Here is an 18,356-nt window from a genome sequence, read left to right as displayed (position 1 = left end):
CACCTGCAATATAGCGTGCAAAGTCCGTCAGGAACGCGCAGCGCTCCTGACGGACCAAGTCTTATTTTTTAAACAAATCCTTCTTCTTCTGATAGGTTTGGTTAGCCCAATCCACCAAGCGATCCAGACCGATCTTCTCGGCGTTCTTCACCATGCTCTCGTAGTTTGCCACGGCTTCTTCCTCCGACTTCGCCAAGTAGATTTTAACCTTCTCGTTTTTGATCATCTCGTCGATCTTCGTTTTGATCGTCTTCTCATCCGAATCCGGCTGCAGCTGAATCAAGCCGAGCTCCGGCTTGTAAACCGTGAACGCCTTTCTTTCCATCAACGCTTTCGTCTTCTGCGCTCCCGGTACGTAGCTCAACATGCCTTCCGTAACGCCGTCGTTGTACAGGTACCACCATTTGATTCCGTTGCTGTTGACGAAATCGGCGTCGGACGGATCGTATTTCAAATTCGGATACCCTTCGTCGTTCCAGGTCCAATGCTCGCCCTCGACGCCGAACATCGTTAACTTTTTGCCTTCGTCGCTCGCCAGATATTGAAGGAACTTGATCGACGCCTCCGGATCCTTGTTTTTCTTCGTGATAAATGTACCTGCAAAGCCCAGTCCAGAGCTGACCGCTTTCGCATCTTTCGAAATGGAGCTAGGCAGCATTTGGAACGTATACGAACCGCCGGCGTTTTTGACCTTGATATTGTCCGAGTCTGCTATGCTGACCGTATGCATATGCGCGAATGCCTTCCCGCTGGTCGCATACTGATCGTCGATCTGATCGTTCGTATAGGCGAAGTTCTCCGCCAGAATGTCCCCTTCGCGGTACAGACGGTTCATAAACTTGAAGAAATCCAGCATTTCCGGCTTTCTGATCGCATAGTCCACTTTTCCGTCCCGCTCATACCAGCCGTCCAGAAGGCCCTCGACGCCGAACTGCGTCAGGAAGTATTGCTCGATCCAATCTTTGTCCATGATCAGAGGGATCATGTCCGGATATTTTTCTTTGACCATGCCCAAAACCTTCATAAAGTCGTCAATGGTGTCTATTGGCGGATTGCCAAGCTCTTGCAGAATATCCTCGCGCACCGCGATACCCGGGTTGCCGTCGCTGCCGACCGAGTATTTGTTCTGCACCATTTCCTCCTGCGTCGCGAAGGAGTTGCGCACCGTATAGAAATTGCCGTCATCCATCGTGTGGATCGCAATTCGTATCGGATCGATCTTAAAGTCAGGCGCGTATTTCTCGATCAACTCGTTCCAAGGATAAGAAAGCTTCGAATCGGACATCCGTTCGATGTTTGCGTTAGTAAAAACCAGATCCGGGAGATCGCCGGACGCGATCATGAGCGGAAGCTGCTTGTCGTCCGTGGCTACTGTCACTTTCAGCTTGATTCCCGTCTTTTCGGTAATTTTCTCGGCAACCGACCCCTTCCACTCCTTCACCGGATACCAGGAGGCATCGATAAACAAGGACAGCTCCTTTGCCTCGTTGCTTTTTGCGGGCTGTTCGCTCCCCTCCGAGTTATTGACTTGACCATCGTTGTTATTTCCGCATGCGGACATCAGAGATATCGTCATCATTAGGATGAGCGATAAGAGCAGTGCCTTCTTCCCTTTGTTTCTTTTCAAAATAACCCCTCCAACAAGTGATGTTTATATTAAAGCAAACGCTTTAATATCATGCCAACAAAATCAACCCTTCACGGAACCCAGCATAATGCCTTGAATGAAAAACCTCTGGAGGAACGGATAGACGCACACGATAGGCGCGATAGATATAACCATAGCCGCTACCTGAAGCGAATAGCTGGTGACGCCCGCTGAAGCACTGTTCGCAACGGCTATAGCGTCCATCGGCGCATTGCTCTTGTTGATAACCTCCATCATCCGGAAAGCGAGCGTCCGCAGACCTTCCGACTGCACGAAGTAAGCGGAATCCAGCCAAGAGTTCCATTGACCAACCCCCAAGAAAAGCGACATGGTTGCGATCAGCGGCATAGAGACGGGAAGGATGATCCGGTAGAAAATAACGAGCTCGGTAGCCCCGTCCATGTAAGCCGACTCCTTGAGTTCACTCGGAATTTCCTGGAAGAACGAAATGGCTATCAGCAGAAAAAACGTACTTAACATGGAAGGAATGACATAGACACCAAACGTGTTCAGCAGCCCCAGTGAGCGCAGAACGACGTAATACGGTATCAAACCGCCGGAAAAGTACATCGCGAATATAATGACCGTGAAATAACCTTTGCGAAACAGAAGATCGCGGTGAGACAGCCCATAAGCAACCAAACAGGTAAAAAGGACGCCTAGGGCGGTTCCAGCAAGCGTTCTCATAATCGTGACCAAAAAAGCACGGTACCAGTGGGGGTCATCCAAAAATCGCGCGTAATTTTCAAAGGAAAAGGTCCTTGGCCATAGATAGACGCCCCCAAGAAGCGAATCGGTTCCTTTATTGAAGGAAAGAATCAGGACGTAATAGAACGGATAAAGCATCGATAACGTCAGAATGGCTAGTAATGCATAAATCATAGCATCCATGATACGATCTTTTTGTTTTTGGCTGAGCTGCATGCACGCTCCCCTTTCCTAGAATAGACTTGATCCCGAAGTGCGTTTGGCAATGTAGTTGCTGGAGAAAATCAGGATGACGGAAATGACGGACTGGATCAAATCAATCGCTGCCGCATAGGAAAATCTCCCGTCTCTTAATCCGACCTTAAACGCATAAGTTTGCACGATCTCCGAGGTCGGATTGTTGATGCTGTTGCCGAACAGAAACGCCTGCTCGAAGTTGGAGCCCACCAGTCCTCCGCCCAGAATGCTTCCAATCGTCAGAATAAGTACAACGACGATCGTTCCTTTCATTCCAGGGAACGTAATATGGCGAATTCGAGCCAAGCGGCCCGCTCCGTCGATCTGCGCGGCTTCATATAATGACGGGTTAATGCCCGCTATGGCGGCCAGGAAGATAATCGTCCACCAGCCCATCTCCTTCCAGACGGCACTTCCAGTCGCCAGTCCCCAGAAATAGTTGGGGTTCGTCAATATGTCAAGCGGCTTGTCGATTATGCCTAGCCCTAGAAGCGCTTTATTGACCATTCCGATATCCGTCGACAGGAAGGCGAAAGCGATGCCTGCGACGACAACCCACGAGATGAAATGGGGCAAATAGCTGATCGTTTGGACAAAACGCTTAAACTTCAAATTTTTTACTTCGCTTAATAGAATGGCCAGCAATATGGGAGCCGGAAAAGCAAAAAGGATTTTTAGCAGACTCAATGCCAGCGTATTTCGAACGATTGTTCCAAACTGATAGTCATTAAAGAACTCCTTGAAATGCTTTAATCCCACCCAATCGCTTGTAAAAATGCCCTTAATTCCGGTAGAGATGGAATACTGCTTAAATGCCATTAGAATGCCGAACATCGGCGTATAGGCGAAGACAAGCAAAAATATCATGCCGAGCCCAACGAACAGGTGCAGCGTTTTTTGTTTTTTAAATCGCTTCCAAAACTGCGTTCGCTGTTCTGTTTTTCCCTTAATTCCGATTACGCGTGTATCCAACTCCATATCTGCTCCTCCTTTGTTTTCAGTGTACTCTTCGAATCAGAGCGTCGAAAGCCAACATTCTTAAGAAAGCGTTGTCATTTTTGAAGATCGGATGGCAAGGTGCCCGGACAATAGCATCCCGTTGCCGCCGTTCAAATCGGTTTGCGATCCGCATAGAATGCGGCGATATCGTCCCTCGTATGCTTCCGTTTCTGGACAGAAAAAAGATGACCCCCGACGAATTGACGAATTCCGAGGGTCATCTACCGGCCAATGCTAGTGCGGCCTAGTTCTGCTTTGATCAAGGATTAAACTGCAGCGACAAGCGGTTTTATTTCACTCTTCCCTGCTTGGGCATTGGCGTTGACACAAGCAATCGTTTCAATCCGGAAGCACGGTGTAGACGACGCCGGCATCCGCATGAAAGCGGAGAAGGCCGGCCGGCCTCTCGGATTCACCAAACTGCCGGAAGCGCCGGGAGCAGATGAAGCTCGCCCGCACGACTCTGAAGCAGCATCGTAAAATTATTCCTACCCACTATAATGACGATAAAAATCACCATTAGTTGCGGTAAACTGCCCGTTAGCGTAATGAAGCAGCCGATCATTGTGATCAGCTGCTTCCGTTTTTTTATTGAACTATCGTTCCCCGTTAGCATTCCTGTAGAGCGTTAATTATCAGCTTTGCAAAAAAAGAAGCGCCTTGGTAGGTGGACTTATAATTGAAAGCCCAATTTTTTGCTCAAAAATCACTAACTGATGCTTCTCATACGAAACACCACTTATTTTTAATTGTTCATTATAGAACTAATTTTTTCACATCTTTCTTCTAACACTTTATTAATTCTTTGACTAGCAACATCGTACCAATTTTTATCAATTTCAAAAGCCGTCCATGACCGGCTTGTCATAATGGCTGCTTCCTCCGCAACCCCACATTGGATTCAATGAGGCTTTATGAACTTTCGTTCTTAAATTCTCGTACACCTGATTTTTACTATGGTACTTGATGTCTTTATTTACAGATTGTTCGGTTGGAGTTCCGATAAGTACGCCAATCTGCACACCTTTGAAGCCATATTCCTCATCATCCTCGAATATGTCCCCGCAATACCGATTTAAGCGATAAAATAAATCTTCATGTTCTAGAGTTTGCTTGGATCGTACAGGTACTTTGATTTCTACATATGCAGTTTTTTGATTCCAAAGCTTTTCTGAAAATCTATCTGAATATTTAAATGATAGTTTCGATTGGGTTAAATGCTTAAGAATATCATGAGCGTCTTCAGATTCTAAATATTCTTTTAATGTGCTTAAAAAAGCTTCTTCTTTCGTAAACTCGATTGGTCTCATAATAATCCCCCATTTTGGAATGTCAACAAAATATGATGCCCAAAAGCCCCTAAAACTTCTGTTACGAATAATTTTAAACTCATTATATCAATATTGCATGGAAAAAAAGACCAAAATTAAAGACTATCGTAACAGAATGTTTAGCGTACAAAAAAAGCCATCCTTTTGAGGATGACTCTGAGCATTTTCAACTTTATTTTTGTTCAATAAGGAACCATTTGGCTTCTTTGACGTTAAGCGATGCCGCGCCTTACATCGCTTTCACATCTCTATTTTATTGGTGCAAGCTTAATAATAGAACTAGTTTCTCTTTACTACAGAAACGCCTGCCCCTCTATTAGCGATTTAATTATTCAGACTGTCCATCTGCCAATTTACTGAAATCCAAATGGCTAAAGTTTGCCATCATGTTTACAGTGATATTAACGGATATTCACGGCTGGTTAAACGTGGAGCAAAGGTGTTAAGGATTTCATCGAGCTCTGAGGTAATGATAAACTATTATTGATGAGTTTAGGAACAAAGAAGTTCCTTTAATGCCAATTACAGATGTTCCACAGGTTATACAATCTGCCGGCATGAAGAAATCAGACGTTAGATGGCTTAGCATCCCCTTTCCCTGCAGGGTTACCGCTTTAGAATTTAGCGACTCCGGTTTGAACTAACGGGTAACGATATCCGAGTTTGGTTTGGGAACATATCCAGGTTGAAGAAAATAGAAGACCTAAGCTCGTTGTAAAGTTCGAAATCTCCTACAATATAGTAGACTGGAAGTAGATGATTAATATACGGGATTAGTTTATTTCTTAAATATAGCTTCGAGTATCATTATTCCTGCCAAACTTATAGACGGCTATTAAAGATAAGGCCACAGAAAAAGCAATCAAAATGATCAAGTTCAAGGATAATTCCCCAAGGGATACCCCTTGCTGTAGATCGCTGAAGGTATCCAACAACCAATATTGGGGAAGAAAGTGCGCAAGCTGCTGCATGGTTTCCGGCATTAACACAAGCGGGAACATACATCCGGACAATAAGCTGCTAGGAATGAGGATCATATTCTGCATGCCGCTGGCTGTTGAAGAGCTACTGGAAAATGCCACAATTACAAGAGATAATCCTATTGCCACCAGTGCAAATAACACAAGTATCAGGAACATGCTCCAATAAGGAATACCCGGATCGACATGAAAAATAGTTATCATAATCAACAGTGTCACTGCAATCTGCAGCATCATCATAGTCAAATTAACGATGATATTAGATAAGACATAGGTTCTAGGGTTGATCGGTGAGGATAGAAGGCGATAATAGGTTCTATTCTCTCTTTCCTTGATAAGAATACCAGATAAATTCGAAGCGGACACTAGCATGAGGATGAGTAAGTATCCTATTGATTGATTGGTTTTGTTGAAATTGACAGATTGATCCTCCACTTTCTGGGCTGATAGTTCGAATCCCGTTTTTTGAAATTCGTCATATAGGGTAATAAACTTAGCCTCATCTCCTTTAGCTATCATGCCGATCGAAGCCATATTGTTAATATGTTGATCCAAGGATGCCTTTACCTGTCCGGTAACCTGCGCCCCCTTAATGGATACGATCTTAACATTTGCTGGCTTGCCAACAATCAAGCTTTGCGCGAAACCTGCGGGAAAGATAATTGCTGCATCCAGCTCTCCAGAAGCAATCTGCCAATTTATCTCATTCTCTTCAAGCGCAATTACAAGCATGGAATCTTGTCTGCCCACCGAATCAATAACACCTTTTGTAATCGTCTGACCCCCATCATGATTAACAATGCCCATTTTTAAATCAACTTCTCCCGTGCCTCCTTGGACTAGTGTCGCGAGCAGAATTCCCATAACAGGAAAGACAAAATATATAAATAGATTCAAAACGTTTTTAAAGGTGGAAATAAACGTCTTCCGGATCAGCCATAATGTGTCTCTCATTCTTACAGCCCCTCCTTTCTGCGTATCATCGTTAATGCGATACCAAGCAAGACGATCGCGAAGCCGATATTCAACAGCACGGCGTTAACCGTTGCTGTCATATTGTCTGCGTAGATCATTTCAAGAAGTGCAGCATTTGACCATTGCAGCGGAGAAAGAGAAGAGAGAGCTGCCATGAATCCAGTAGCCTTCTCGACCGGGAAGTATGAACCGCCGAAAAATGCGGCCAATTGGATAATAATCATCACAACAGTGCCTGATGCGTTACCCTTAATGATATAACTGAACCCGAGTCCTAAGCTCACAGCGAAAATGATTTCAGTAAAGAGCGTTATAAACACGAGACCCAAATTTTCTCCCCAGTAGGCATTAAACATGTATTTACTAATAAGCACTACAACAATTGTGAGTATCACATTTAACACAACAAGACCTGCTAATTTACCCACAAAAATTTCGATTTTCGTCACCGGTGAAGCAAGCAATCGGACAGCTGTGTTCCTTTTCCGTTCACTATCTATTAATTGTGCGGCCGTCAAGGCGCTATATAAAATAATCATTGTCGTAATCGCTACAGCGAAATAGTCCATGGCTCCCGGTTTCCTTGTCGCATTCAGCGACTCTTCCATCACATAGCTTTCACTGCCGCTTCCGCTCATGATCGCATCCGCTTGCTCCGAGTCGGTACCTGCTACTTCAGCCGCCAATCGGTAACGATCTGCAAATGCTGTAAGCACGCTCTTAGCAATACCGCTTTCAATTAAGCTCTGACTGCTGCTGTAATACTTCAGTCCATTGTCCGTAATCTCGACGTAACCCGCATAGCGGTTGTTCTTCACTTCTATTTTCCCATCCATCTTCTCGTCTGCCTTCTCGAGTTTAATACCGGCTTGACGCATCTGCCCCGTGAAGTCATCCCAATAGGTAGAGAAATCACTCGACGAGCTATTATTCTTATACAGCACTTTAATCTCATCAACCGTTAAACTACCGTTGAAAGCATTCGTAAGCGCCGTTCCCAAAATAAGCATGGTTAATAGCGGCGAAACCACCAAGAACAAAAGCATCTTGGGATCGCGGATAACCTTTAACTCTTTGAGCATTATTCTGAATACATTCATTTCCCCTTCGCCTCCTTACCCCTTCTTTCTTATCAGTCCCGCAGGCTTCTGCCTGTCAATGTCAGGAACACCGTCTCCAAACTTGGCTCATTCTCTTCCACTGAACGTATTTCAATATCGTCCGCCATCAACTGCTGAATGATTCGGTTCAAATTATTGACCTCGGAATCAGAGGTGATCTTAACGATTCGATCCTCCACTTCAACCCGGTTTACGCCAGCAATTCCCTCTAGCTTGTTCCTATCCAGATTTTCCGCCGAACGGACTTCGATACCTATATTTTTCTGATTCGTAATGATGGCCTTTAATTGACCTTTCGTTCCTTCCGCGATGATCTTGCCGTGGTCTATAATGGCGATTCTTGTACAGATCTCCTCGACCTCCTCCATGTAATGGCTGGTGTAGATGATCGTACAACCGAGTTCATTCAGTTTCTTCACGGAACCAAGAATATAGTTGCGAGATTGCGGATCAATCCCCACCGTTGGCTCATCCATTATGAGCAGCTTTGGCCGATGTGCGATTGCACAGGCTATGTTCAATCTTCGCTTCATGCCGCCTGAGAAGTTTTTGGGATAGCTTTTGTGCTTGTCGCCAAGACCCACGAATGCTAGTGCTTCAATCACCCGCTCCTTTAACTTTGCCCCTCTAAGCCCGTATAATCCGGCAAAAAAATGAACATTTTCGTAAGCGGTCATATCCTCATAAATAGCCATTTCCTGCGGTACAATCCCGATGTTCATCTTCGCAAATTTACCGTGTTTAGCAATACTCTTGCCAAGAACTTCGATTTCACCCTTGGTGATCCGAAGCAGAGAGGCAATCATGTTAATGGCCGTACTCTTACCTGCTCCATTTGCACCCAGAAATCCGAATATCTCGCCTTCCTTTACGGACATCGTGATATTGTCCACGGCAATAAAATCCCCAAATTTCTTCGTAAGCTGCTTAATTTCAAGTACGTTCATTCGTAACACTCCCGTTTCGTCTTTAGGATAATGTAATTGTAATAAAAAAGGATGCCCCTGTGACAGTGCACAAGTTCATCCTTAACCCATGAGAATCTTCCTATTTAAACTCATCTTATCCGTGAGGAATTAATGTAGTGACACTGAAGCCTCTTGAGCCATCGACGATAATTGTACCATTTACGCTTGCTGCCCGTTCTTCCATACCGATGATTCCCAAGCCTTTTATCACCTTCTGCTCACCTTTGCCGTTGTCGGAAACTTCAACCTTGATCAAGGTCCTCAGTACTTCGATATGGATGGAGACGAAAGTAGCGTTTGAATATTTCATGGCATTGGTCAACGCTTCCTGGGTGTTCTCCTGAATGACCTTCCACTGGATCGGAGTAATGATATCGACATTACCTTCATGAGTGAGAGAGGTCCTGATCGTATGCTTCGCTGAAAATTCATCAATAAATAATTTAATCCGATTTATTCCGAGCTTCTCTGTCGGTGGCTTCATATTTTTTAGCACAAGTCGGATACTCTCGATCCCATCCTTGGAGATATGGATTGCATTCTGCAGCAGCTCCGCCGACTTGTTCGGATCGGAGGTGAACAAGCGCTTCGAGGCTTCCATCTGGATCAATGCACCCGTCATCGAATGTCCGATCTTATCATGAATTTCCTGGGACAGTCGGTTACGCTCCTCCAGCTTAATCGTATAATCGGACTGTCTGATATATTCTTTATTCTCATTTAGACTCTCAGTCAAATGCTGGATATGTTCGTTTCTATTTTCTATGTCCTCTTTGAGGTCTGCAATTTTGCTTATGTAATTGTTAAGCAAGAGGGAGTAGAGGAAACTTAGCATCGCAACGAGAGCATATGTAACCAAGGTAGCTTGAGATTCTTGAGACAGCAACAAGAGCGGAACCAGCATGAGCAATAGAATAATTCCGCTTTTACGCAGGTATATAGTGAATAGTTCGTATATGTTCAGAGGGAACAGGAGTAAAAATAAGGGTTGGATATACGACGAGGACGCTGCAATAACCATCATGGATAGCAGAAGCACAATCGTCGTGATACTAACCTTTTTAGCGATATAGATGGAAATATTCAAACACAGGTAGAGGAGGATGGACAACATATACCATGGTGAAATCGAACCTATTGATACATAGGATTGAATGACCACATAGCTTAAGAGAATCGCTTTTACGCCCATTGTCCAGAGTTCTATAGGTGTTCCCCTCTCCGTCACTTAATCCACTTCCCCGGTCAAAAAATAAATCGCGATTTGTGTACGATGCGTAAGACCCTTCTTGCCTAGAATAGAAGTAATATGGTTAGCAATGGTGCCTTCTGAGATGAACAGCTTCTTCGAAATCTCGCGATTGGAAAGCCCTTTCGCGATGAGGGACATAATGTCGTGCTCTCTATCCGTGAATAAGCTTCTGTCGATCTTACTCCCTTTATTTTCTTTCTTATCTTTATCCTTGTCCGGTAGCAAACTAGATTTCAGCTTATCGAGCACAGCATCCTGCAGCACATTATGTCCGTTGTATACAGTAATGATGGCATCCCGAATCCGCTCTGGATCGTTATTCTTGAGCAGATATCCCTTCGCCCCGCTCCGAATCGCATCGAGAATAAACGCCTCGTCATCGAAGGTGGTTAGGATTAACGCTTTGGTTCCTGTCAGCTCAGAGATCAGCTTGGTCGCTTCCACACCATTCATATTGGGCATCTGCACATCGAGCAGTGCCACGTCTACATCATTCTCCCTGCAGAAATCTACGGCTTCTCGACCATCCTCAACCGTCGCCAATACCTCGAACTCATTGAAGGTGGTCAGTATGATCCTCATGCCTTCCCGGATAAAGGGATTGTCATCGGAAATTATAACCTTTATTTTCATCGCTGCTCACTCTCCGTTCTACGCTATTTAACAACATCCCTCACATTTAGCTTGTGCTAGAGCATGTTTCACTTATTCTCTAATTTTGATTATATAAAAAATTACTAGAATATGAATTAATCAATCGATATCACACTTTACTGGTTAAAGCAGCTGTGATCGCGTGTGCAAATAAACTGCTCCACTGGATTTTTGCGATTTTGACCAAGAAGGCAGCAAGCATTCTAGACTGAATATACAATACTTAGATATGAAGGAATACCTTCTCTATATCGGTGGGACGGTTCTTTGTTATTAGTATATCATTCTTCGTTTCGTCTTTAATAAATATTGACAAGCTACTAGCTGGAATAGTTCAACGAGGCTGCCGTGTTATACAGGCAACCTCGTTGTGATTGTTAAGCTGTAGTTACCCGTCCCTCCGTTTTAAGGGTTTATCTCACATATACTCACTCATTCGCAGGATTTCGTCATCTTGGATCAAGTCCATCTCAGGAAGCAACGCAGTTGATGCCGCTTGAGGTGGTGAGCTGGGCATGCGGAAATAGAGGAACACTCAGGAAATATTCCCCAGACAGTCTCTACTGCACGCATACTCCACAATCCCTTGGAGGTTCACCCTCCCAAATCTCAACGGGTCACTGCCCTTACATTCCTTCGTTATACCTGTCCAAGGTGTGGAGACCGATAGCGTTTAGCGGATGGGTCTGAGCCTTTATGGGTAACGAGCTCGGTCCTCCGTGCTTTCTTTTTGAAATCCTGCGAATGAGTCAATATACGTGATTTCTACTTAACTTAAGCTGCTTCTGCCCATGCAAGGACGGTTTTCTCTGGCGTGAACTTTTCTCCTCGTTGTATAATACCAACTAGAATTCGTGCCAGCTTTCCTTTTAACTTAAATATGGATTGCTGCTTTTTCATCTTCTTTTCTTGCACATTATGCTCATGCAGATGACGGAACACGGGATTATTCCAAACGAGCTGAACCGTCGCGAGATAGAGATATTTTCGCAGGGCTGAGTCTCCTCGTTTCGAAAGAACAATTCGTCCTTTTCGCTTTCCTGACGTACTTTCAGCCAAATTTAGGGCAGCTTTCCGTAATACTTGATGTCCATGCGCATACTGTTTTAAATCTCCTGTACCAGCTAGTGTGGCAGCGGTGAAGATCTTCCCGAGACCTTTTATGGTGCGAAGCTGCTGTGCCATTGGAATCTCAGAAAGCAGAGCTTCGATGTCCTTTTCAATCTGTTCAAGCATGGTGGTAACTCGTTCATATTCTTCAAGAAGCTGTATTAAATCTACCTTCGATTCTTCTACCGCGGTTTGATCTCCGACACTGCGTTTAAGCATGAGCGGTGAGCTGGGTAGCCTTCTCCATCCCCGTAGAACCCCCAGCGCGCTGCATATGGGTTCTCCAAGCACTGATTACATCCGGTACTCCATACGTCTCCAAATCCTGTGGGCAAGGGAATGTCTTGAGGGTCGCCAATGATCGCTTTACTGTATAGCTCACTGAAATATTGCAGCCCGACCCATTCACTTCCCCATATTCCGTGTATGAATGTATAATCGCGAAACGCGATCTGGATTCCATACAATGGAATATAGGCGAAGACGAGATAATAAATCATTCCGGGCAACACCAAGAACCAAACATATTTCGCTTTCAATATTGATCGGTACAAATCTATCATAGGTTTCCTCCTCTGGTATAGCAGTTATCTGTAATCCTATTCTAGTGAAAGCAGGAGCAACTTCGTATGGCCGTTTTTTTGGGATTTATGTGTTTATTTAAGCCGAGCCTATACTATAAATCCAAAAGCGTTAGAAGGAGACCGTTAAGTCACTCTATAACTTTATATGGCAAAAAAAAAGAACAAGCGCGAAATCCCCGCTTATTCAGTATTTGTGTCAAGATAATGCTTCGATGTAGTTCTGCTGTATCTTAAAGAGACTATATCCTAATAGAATTTCTTTAAGGAGTTAAGCTAAGAGGATTAATATTATCTTCTTTCGCTTAAATATTTGTCTCCATATCATAGAGTAAAGTCAGAGGAGCCTTTATGTATCAAGGTTTTTTCTGTCATCTGACGGTTCCTTTATTAACTTCTCAATTACGTTATACCCCTCGTATATTGAGTTGCTCCATTACCTCCTTGACCGTATGCCTGCTATTCTCAGTTCAATTGCTTTTGCCTTTACTTCCACTGGGTAACTTACTCTTGTTGCCAACGTAAAATCACCTCCAAGGTTGTCTCCATATCTTACGACACGGTTGCATTTTCTTGAAGGTGTTTTGATTTGTCTCACGTTATGGGGTCAGTCCCCTGTGAGTCACAATTCATAGCAGAAGGCTTCTTTTGTATCCAGTTGGTCCCACAACCTGGGTTACATCGAAAGTTGAGTTAATTATTTAGCCTCGATATAAAATCTCTTATAGATGCTATCAATTACTTCTTTTATATTTTCAGATCTCTTAAAATCATTGCTTGCGATGATTATTTTTTTTGCTTTGTTGAATGATTTCTTTGCTTATACTTCAGGAAATCCTTGCTGCTTACCCTATCAAGACTCTCGTGCTTGCACTTACATTCCTTTCAATAAATCAATCTTCATACTGCCCTAAAATATTGTTAAAATCTAGAAATAACACATACAGTCAATAATCTTTATTTATTTGCCAGATGAGCCTTAAAGAATCTTCAAAATACTCTTTCCGAAACCTATGCTTCTTATATATAAGCCAGAGCTAGCTTCGAAAACTATTTATTGTATCTCTGATTTCTAATAAAGAATTAACCCTTAAGACATTTCTCTTGTCCGATTCACTATTCTGTCTATCTAGCCATATACCTTTCATTCCAATTTTTTCGCAGGCTAAAACATCATTCTCCAGATTATCTCCAATATAAAAACAGTCCGCTGTCGACGAGTTGGATCTACTGCATGCTATTTCAAATATTTTTTCATTCGGCTTAGAATAGCCCACATCGCCTGTTGTTACAATTAAAACAAAGGAATTAATAATCCCTAGCTGACTCAATTTAAGTATGAAGCCCTTACTTAAGCTTAATTTTCTTCATATTTGTTGTCGTTTGATAAGGAAGGAGACAATAAATTGAACAACTAAATGATATGAAGGCAGCCGATCGATGATGGCTGCCTTCATGCCGTTATTGCACATATACTTTAAATTGTGCTATTTATTTATAAATTGCTCCATCCAATTCTGCATGGCATCAACAATCTTCTCCAACTGGTCATCTTCTCCGATTTGAGGATCACTATCTCCCTTTTGCAGGCCATAAGATCCGAATTGTCCGTGATTCCCGCCATTGATCGAAACATATTCCGTTAACTCGGGAAGATTGGCTTTTGAGCTTTCCCATACTTCATGTTTAAGAACCCCGTCAGACGTACCTGTAATTTGCAGCGCGGCAAGGTTTCCGCTCTCATCGGCATACGATGCTAAGAAGTAGATGCCTGCCAGTTGATCGCTGTGCTCTGAAGCATATCTGGCCGCAAACGCGCCCCCTAGCGAGTGACCTCCGATGACAAAGGATTCCCCCGGATGCTCCTTCACGAAGGAATCGGCCTTGTTTTGCCCAAAAATAGCCAGATTAAGCGGCATTTTTGCAATGTATACACGATGACCTAGCTTAGCAAGCTCGCTTGCAAACGGCGAATAGCTACCCGGCTCAACTAATCCGCCAGGATAAAAAATAATGTTGGGCTGCATGATGCTTCCATCCGCTGGCTCGAATGTGTACCCGTCTTTCCCTTGTGTTACATTTACCTCGCTGTTGCTTTGCAATGCCGACTCCGCTTTATTGCTTGGTGCGTATGTTTGAGATTTTAGATACAGGAATGATCCGGCGGCAACAAGCGCGATGAGGACGAAGCCCGCGAGCAGGATGCGCAGCCATATGCGTTTTCGTTTTGTCTTTGTCACTGAGCAGCTCTCCTTTGAATAACTTTCATTATTTTTCAATTGTTGCAGGCTTGGAAAGCCTCCATGTCAGATAACTCATGTAGGCAAGCATGCCAAATAGTACAGCAATAGTGGTCATATGGGCTAGTACAACGAACATGTACAATTCCGGACGGTTAAGCGTATACAGCATGCCTACACCAGTAAGAACTTGGAACAAAATGAGACCAACAGCAAACTGGGCTTGCATCGTCAATTCCCGATTGCTCTTGTAATACTTGTAAATCCAAAACCACAACATGACAACCAGCAAAACCAGCAGCATACCGGCGATCCGGTGAGTCAATTCAATTGTTATCCCTCCTGCCAATTCCGGCAACCGACTGCCTGTGCAAAACAATCCGGTACAGGAACCTGCCGAATCGGTATGACTTACAAATGCGCCGGTATAGACCACCAGATAAGAATATACGGTCAAGCACCATACAAAATAGCGAAATGCCTTGCTTGTCCTCGGCATTTTCTCGAATTTCGCAAGTCCCCGCGCTTTCTGTTCTTGCCTCGAGCCAAGACTCGTCATTAAAGAACTCGCTAAAGCGATAAAAGCAAAGCCCAAATGGAGCGCCATCACAGGGGAAGATTGTGAAAATACGACTGCTAATGCACCCATTGCGCCTTGAACGATGACAAAAACCAGTGTTAACACTGCAAAAAATTGCAGATCTTTTCGCTGCTTCAAATACACTAAAAAAGTTAGCAGTGTAACCACTGCCAAAATGCCTGCAGTCGTACTCACCAGCCTATGCGTGTATTCGATGACGGAAGCAAGCGTATGAGCCGGAACAAATTCCCCGTGACACAGTGGCCATTCCGTGCCGCATCCCAGACCTGATTCTGTTCTGGTGACGATACCACCTCCAAATGTCGCGAAAAACATAAACAGCGTTGTTGCGTAACTAAGCCATTTCAACCGAGTAATCGTTGCCAGTGTTTTCACCTGCCTTTTCTAGATGCAACCATGACAATTTTCATGGAGGAGATACTTTGATCTCATTAATTATATTTACCGGTAGGTAAATTATCAAGGTGCTTTTGATTAAAATGATGAATTGTCATAAAATATTCATGGAGGTAGTTATGATAAAAAAACACTCGCAACGTGCGCCAGGTAGACCCAAACATGCAAAAGATGATCCTTCCATACGGGAAATGATTATTAAGACTGCATCCAAACGTTTTATGGAGTATGGATACGAGTCTGTGTCGCTGCTGCAAATCGCCGAAGAATGCCAAGTGTCCAAGCCTGCTATTTATTATCATTTCATTAGCAAACCGGAATTATTTAAAGTGGCAGTTACAACCGTCTTAAATCAAGTACATAGGCATATATCTCGTATTCTACAGGAGGCCGAACACCTCGAAGACGGATTGGTTACAGTAGCCGAAGCGCGGTTAACCAATCCCCATGCCGAAATTGAAACGATGCTGAGAGAGGCTGAGCCCTTTTTAAATGAGGAACAACTAATGGAAATAAGACAATCCGAGCATAGCATCTACCAGTTATTAGCGGAACATTTTCAAGTGGCAATGGACAACCATGTGCTTAGAGTCAACGATCCTATGCTTCTGGCACAAACCTTCTCCGCGATGATGCTGCTAGGAAATCGAAAAGACACCCTTCTAAAATACGCATCCAATAGGGCATTGGCAAAAGAAGTGGTTGGAATCTTTCTGCGAGGCACATCCAATGTGGGTAACAAAAAGTAAAAAAACTGAGCAAAATGACATTTATCGTATTTCTTTATGATAAATTTCTTCTAACAATCAAAGAAGGGGTCACCTTTGTTTAAACTATGTTTATCTGCAGTTTGATTCGCTCAATAAATTTATAGGTATTATCCCTTATGTCTCAATACACTATACTTTTAGCTTAAACCTAAAATACGAAAACCCATAAAATCAGGGGCTCGAGAAAATCAAAACTAGTAATTGCATTCAATTATGGAGGCTGTATTTGCAATCGGAGCCAAGATTAATGAAATTAAGCATCACTTCGCCCCTTCCCACATGAAGGGGCAACGGAATTTCCTGAGATTAATTTAGGGATTATCACTGTACGTGTGCACGTCTGCAATAGTTGTAAACATGTTGAGCTTTTCTTTAATCCACCGCAATAATATCAAACGAGCGCCGTAGACTTTACGGCACTTTATTTCCCTCTTGTCCAATAATGTGACTTCAGGGGCATATTCCCTTCTTTGAAATGTATAGCGAAGATCTAGATATCGATTACGGCGAGCATATTCAAATATTATTACTTATCTATATAGCGCCATCGTGCGATGGCAAAGCCACACAAAGCACTGCCTTTGACAGTCGATGTCCTCGCAAATCCAACTCATTTCCAATAGCGCAGCCGATTACCGTCACATTGGTGGGCCGGGTTGACGGCACTCCCACTTGCTGATGAAATTACCATTCGTTTGAAAGAAGTCTAAGAAGCGAACGAAGCTGCCGAGGAAGTCCCAGATGCGCATGCGACGTACAAAGGAGCCTATTTGATAATAATCAATCACCAAATCACCATGACGTTCCCAAACAAGCACTTGAAGTTTAAAGCAAATGCTGGCGGATTGAGGTGTTTTTCCAAGCGGTCAAGTAGGAGCTTGGATCTGAGAAACGTGTCATTCCACATCCGAAGTCCATCAATATGCACTTTGGAGCTATACCTGTGAGAGCGCCTCTGCTTGATCCATGAGCGTATCCCGCCTAGGACTCCAAACATGAACGCCTACTTCGAGTCGTTCCATAGCATTTTGGAGCGCCATCTGTTCGGCATACGAGATTTCATGACCTACGAGAAGGCTTATGAAGCACTGGAGGAATACATGGACTTTTACAATAATCTAAAGATTCACGGGGGATTGATTCAGATGTCTCCAGCTCAGTTTTCAGAGTGGACCAAGACGCTGGAGGACACTTCAGCCTTCCATAGAAAGGTGTAACAGCACGATAATAAGAGCTTACCTAAGAATGAATATTTTTGTTCGGTAAGACTCCGGTTTTAGGGGGGCTAGCCGTTTACACCATCAGTAAAATGAAGCGTTGCCTTCTTGAAGTTCCAGAAATTTCGAAGAACGATTTTTGATATGTAAATTTATATATATTGCTTCCATTCAAATCTTTTTTAAGTAATTTATAACACATAAATCCATTTTGAAGATATGGTAGTCTACAAAAATAATATACTTATGATCTCATATTCCGCTCAGCTCTACCTACTATATATATTCTTCATATTTATTGTAATTTGATAAAACGTTCAACAAAATGAAGCTCCAATACGACTTCAGCTTAAGCAAAATTTATGAGCTCGTCATTAACTCCAACCCCTGCTATGCGTTTCTTCTAGAGGGCAATTCTCTAATTCAAAATAAACTCATCGTCGCCCATGTGCTCGCTCACTGTGATTTTTTCAAAAACAACGCTCGCTTTGGTGTAACCAATCGCAATATGGTCGAGAGCATGTCTGCTACAGCGGATCGTATTCATCAATATGAAATGGATCATGGC

Annotated in this window: 16 protein-coding genes and 1 pseudogene; 3 read left to right on the top strand and 14 right to left on the bottom strand. The window is 43.5% G+C overall.

What is annotated here, in order from left to right; all coding sequences use genetic code 11:
- Nucleotides 1–61 precede the first annotated feature (61 nt).
- The 14 genes from AC1DOV_RS33090 to AC1DOV_RS33025 all read right to left on the bottom strand — a co-directional run bounded on the left by AC1DOV_RS33090 (nt 62) and on the right by AC1DOV_RS33025 (nt 15,780).
- A complete protein-coding gene (locus AC1DOV_RS33090; RefSeq protein ID WP_477512853.1) occupies nt 62–1,627 on the bottom strand; it encodes an extracellular solute-binding protein in 1,566 nt (521 codons plus the stop codon).
- Between the two features lie 63 nt (nt 1,628–1,690).
- Nucleotides 1,691–2,572, bottom strand: a complete 882-nt coding sequence (locus AC1DOV_RS33085; protein ID WP_057304608.1) for a carbohydrate ABC transporter permease — start codon at nt 2,570–2,572, stop codon at nt 1,691–1,693.
- A 15-nt stretch (nt 2,573–2,587) separates the two neighbouring features.
- Nucleotides 2,588–3,571 carry an ABC transporter permease gene (locus tag AC1DOV_RS33080; protein ID WP_477512854.1) on the bottom strand — a complete coding sequence of 328 codons (984 nt, stop codon included), beginning with the start codon at nt 3,569–3,571 and terminating at the stop codon, nt 2,588–2,590.
- Between the two features lie 860 nt (nt 3,572–4,431).
- Complete coding sequence (locus AC1DOV_RS33075) at nt 4,432–4,902, bottom strand: hypothetical protein (RefSeq protein ID WP_477512856.1); 471 nt, start codon at nt 4,900–4,902, stop codon at nt 4,432–4,434.
- Between the two features lie 806 nt (nt 4,903–5,708).
- Nucleotides 5,709–6,857: an ABC transporter permease gene (locus tag AC1DOV_RS33070; RefSeq protein ID WP_477552010.1), complete on the bottom strand. Its 1,149-nt coding sequence runs from the start codon at nt 6,855–6,857 to the stop codon at nt 5,709–5,711.
- A 2-nt stretch (nt 6,858–6,859) separates the two neighbouring features.
- Complete coding sequence (locus AC1DOV_RS33065) at nt 6,860–7,978, bottom strand: ABC transporter permease (protein WP_477512857.1); 1,119 nt, start codon at nt 7,976–7,978, stop codon at nt 6,860–6,862.
- Between the two features lie 32 nt (nt 7,979–8,010).
- On the bottom strand, nt 8,011–8,946 hold the full coding sequence (locus tag AC1DOV_RS33060; protein WP_441887005.1) for an ABC transporter ATP-binding protein: 936 nt from the start codon (nt 8,944–8,946) through the stop codon (nt 8,011–8,013).
- Nucleotides 8,947–9,061: 115 nt separating this feature from the next.
- Nucleotides 9,062–10,174 carry a sensor histidine kinase gene (locus tag AC1DOV_RS33055; protein ID WP_441887025.1) on the bottom strand — a complete coding sequence of 371 codons (1,113 nt, stop codon included), beginning with the start codon at nt 10,172–10,174 and terminating at the stop codon, nt 9,062–9,064.
- 21 nt (nt 10,175–10,195) lie between these two features.
- Nucleotides 10,196–10,852 carry a response regulator gene (locus AC1DOV_RS33050; RefSeq protein ID WP_441887003.1) on the bottom strand — a complete coding sequence of 219 codons (657 nt, stop codon included), beginning with the start codon at nt 10,850–10,852 and terminating at the stop codon, nt 10,196–10,198.
- A gap of 795 nt (nt 10,853–11,647) precedes the next feature.
- Nucleotides 11,648–12,202 (bottom strand): transposase, encoded by a 555-nt coding sequence (locus AC1DOV_RS33045; protein ID WP_477552009.1) that lies wholly within the window; start codon nt 12,200–12,202, stop codon nt 11,648–11,650.
- Entirely contained in the window at nt 12,166–12,546 is a 381-nt protein-coding gene (locus AC1DOV_RS33040; RefSeq protein ID WP_477552008.1) for a hypothetical protein, read from the bottom strand. Before AC1DOV_RS33040 ends, AC1DOV_RS33045 begins: the two co-directional genes overlap by 37 nt.
- Nucleotides 12,547–13,601: 1,055 nt before the next feature.
- A complete protein-coding gene (locus tag AC1DOV_RS33035; RefSeq protein ID WP_477512988.1) occupies nt 13,602–13,895 on the bottom strand; it encodes an HAD family hydrolase in 294 nt (97 codons plus the stop codon).
- A gap of 156 nt (nt 13,896–14,051) precedes the next feature.
- Nucleotides 14,052–14,804: an alpha/beta hydrolase gene (locus tag AC1DOV_RS33030; protein ID WP_477552007.1), complete on the bottom strand. Its 753-nt coding sequence runs from the start codon at nt 14,802–14,804 to the stop codon at nt 14,052–14,054.
- Nucleotides 14,805–14,832: 28 nt separating this feature from the next.
- A complete protein-coding gene (locus AC1DOV_RS33025) occupies nt 14,833–15,780 on the bottom strand; it encodes a COX15/CtaA family protein (protein WP_477552006.1) in 948 nt (315 codons plus the stop codon).
- A 140-nt stretch (nt 15,781–15,920) separates the two neighbouring features.
- Here AC1DOV_RS33025 and AC1DOV_RS33020 point away from each other — a divergent pair, with 140 nt between their 5' ends.
- The 3 genes and pseudogenes from AC1DOV_RS33020 to AC1DOV_RS33010 all read left to right on the top strand — a co-directional run.
- The gene (locus tag AC1DOV_RS33020) at nt 15,921–16,550 is read left to right on the top strand and encodes a TetR/AcrR family transcriptional regulator (protein ID WP_477512985.1); all 630 of its coding nucleotides are present in this window, start codon (nt 15,921–15,923) and stop codon (nt 16,548–16,550) included.
- A 980-nt stretch (nt 16,551–17,530) separates the two neighbouring features.
- Complete coding sequence (locus AC1DOV_RS33015; RefSeq protein WP_477512984.1) at nt 17,531–17,788, top strand: integrase core domain-containing protein; 258 nt, start codon at nt 17,531–17,533, stop codon at nt 17,786–17,788.
- 304 nt (nt 17,789–18,092) lie between these two features.
- Nucleotides 18,093–18,356: pseudogene (locus AC1DOV_RS33010) on the top strand (SpoVR family protein); the annotation flags it as partial.

Source organism: Paenibacillus sp. 01T47, assembly GCF_056398245.1.
The sequence above is the reverse complement of the archived record's forward strand: the minus strand, read 5'-3'. Positions and strand labels throughout refer to the sequence as shown.

What these genes read in the sequence shown, in the direction of transcription:
- AC1DOV_RS33085 (WP_057304608.1), bottom strand. Translation starts at nt 2,572, where the DNA reads ATGCAGCTCAGCCAAAAACAAAAAGATCGTATCATGGATGCTATGATT.
- AC1DOV_RS33060 (WP_441887005.1), bottom strand. Translation starts at nt 8,946, where the DNA reads ATGAACGTACTTGAAATTAAGCAGCTTACGAAGAAATTTGGGGATTTT.
- AC1DOV_RS33065 (WP_477512857.1), bottom strand. Translation starts at nt 7,978, where the DNA reads ATGAATGTATTCAGAATAATGCTCAAAGAGTTAAAGGTTATCCGCGAT.
- AC1DOV_RS33080 (WP_477512854.1), bottom strand. Translation starts at nt 3,571, where the DNA reads ATGGAGTTGGATACACGCGTAATCGGAATTAAGGGAAAAACAGAACAG.
- AC1DOV_RS33075 (WP_477512856.1), bottom strand. Translation starts at nt 4,902, where the DNA reads ATGAGACCAATCGAGTTTACGAAAGAAGAAGCTTTTTTAAGCACATTA.
- AC1DOV_RS33050 (WP_441887003.1), bottom strand. Translation starts at nt 10,852, where the DNA reads ATGAAAATAAAGGTTATAATTTCCGATGACAATCCCTTTATCCGGGAA.
- AC1DOV_RS33070 (WP_477552010.1), bottom strand. Translation starts at nt 6,857, where the DNA reads ATGAGAGACACATTATGGCTGATCCGGAAGACGTTTATTTCCACCTTT.
- AC1DOV_RS33040 (WP_477552008.1), bottom strand. Translation starts at nt 12,546, where the DNA reads ATGATAGATTTGTACCGATCAATATTGAAAGCGAAATATGTTTGGTTC.
- AC1DOV_RS33045 (WP_477552009.1), bottom strand. Translation starts at nt 12,202, where the DNA reads ATGCTTAAACGCAGTGTCGGAGATCAAACCGCGGTAGAAGAATCGAAG.
- AC1DOV_RS33020 (WP_477512985.1), top strand. Translation starts at nt 15,921, where the DNA reads ATGATAAAAAAACACTCGCAACGTGCGCCAGGTAGACCCAAACATGCA.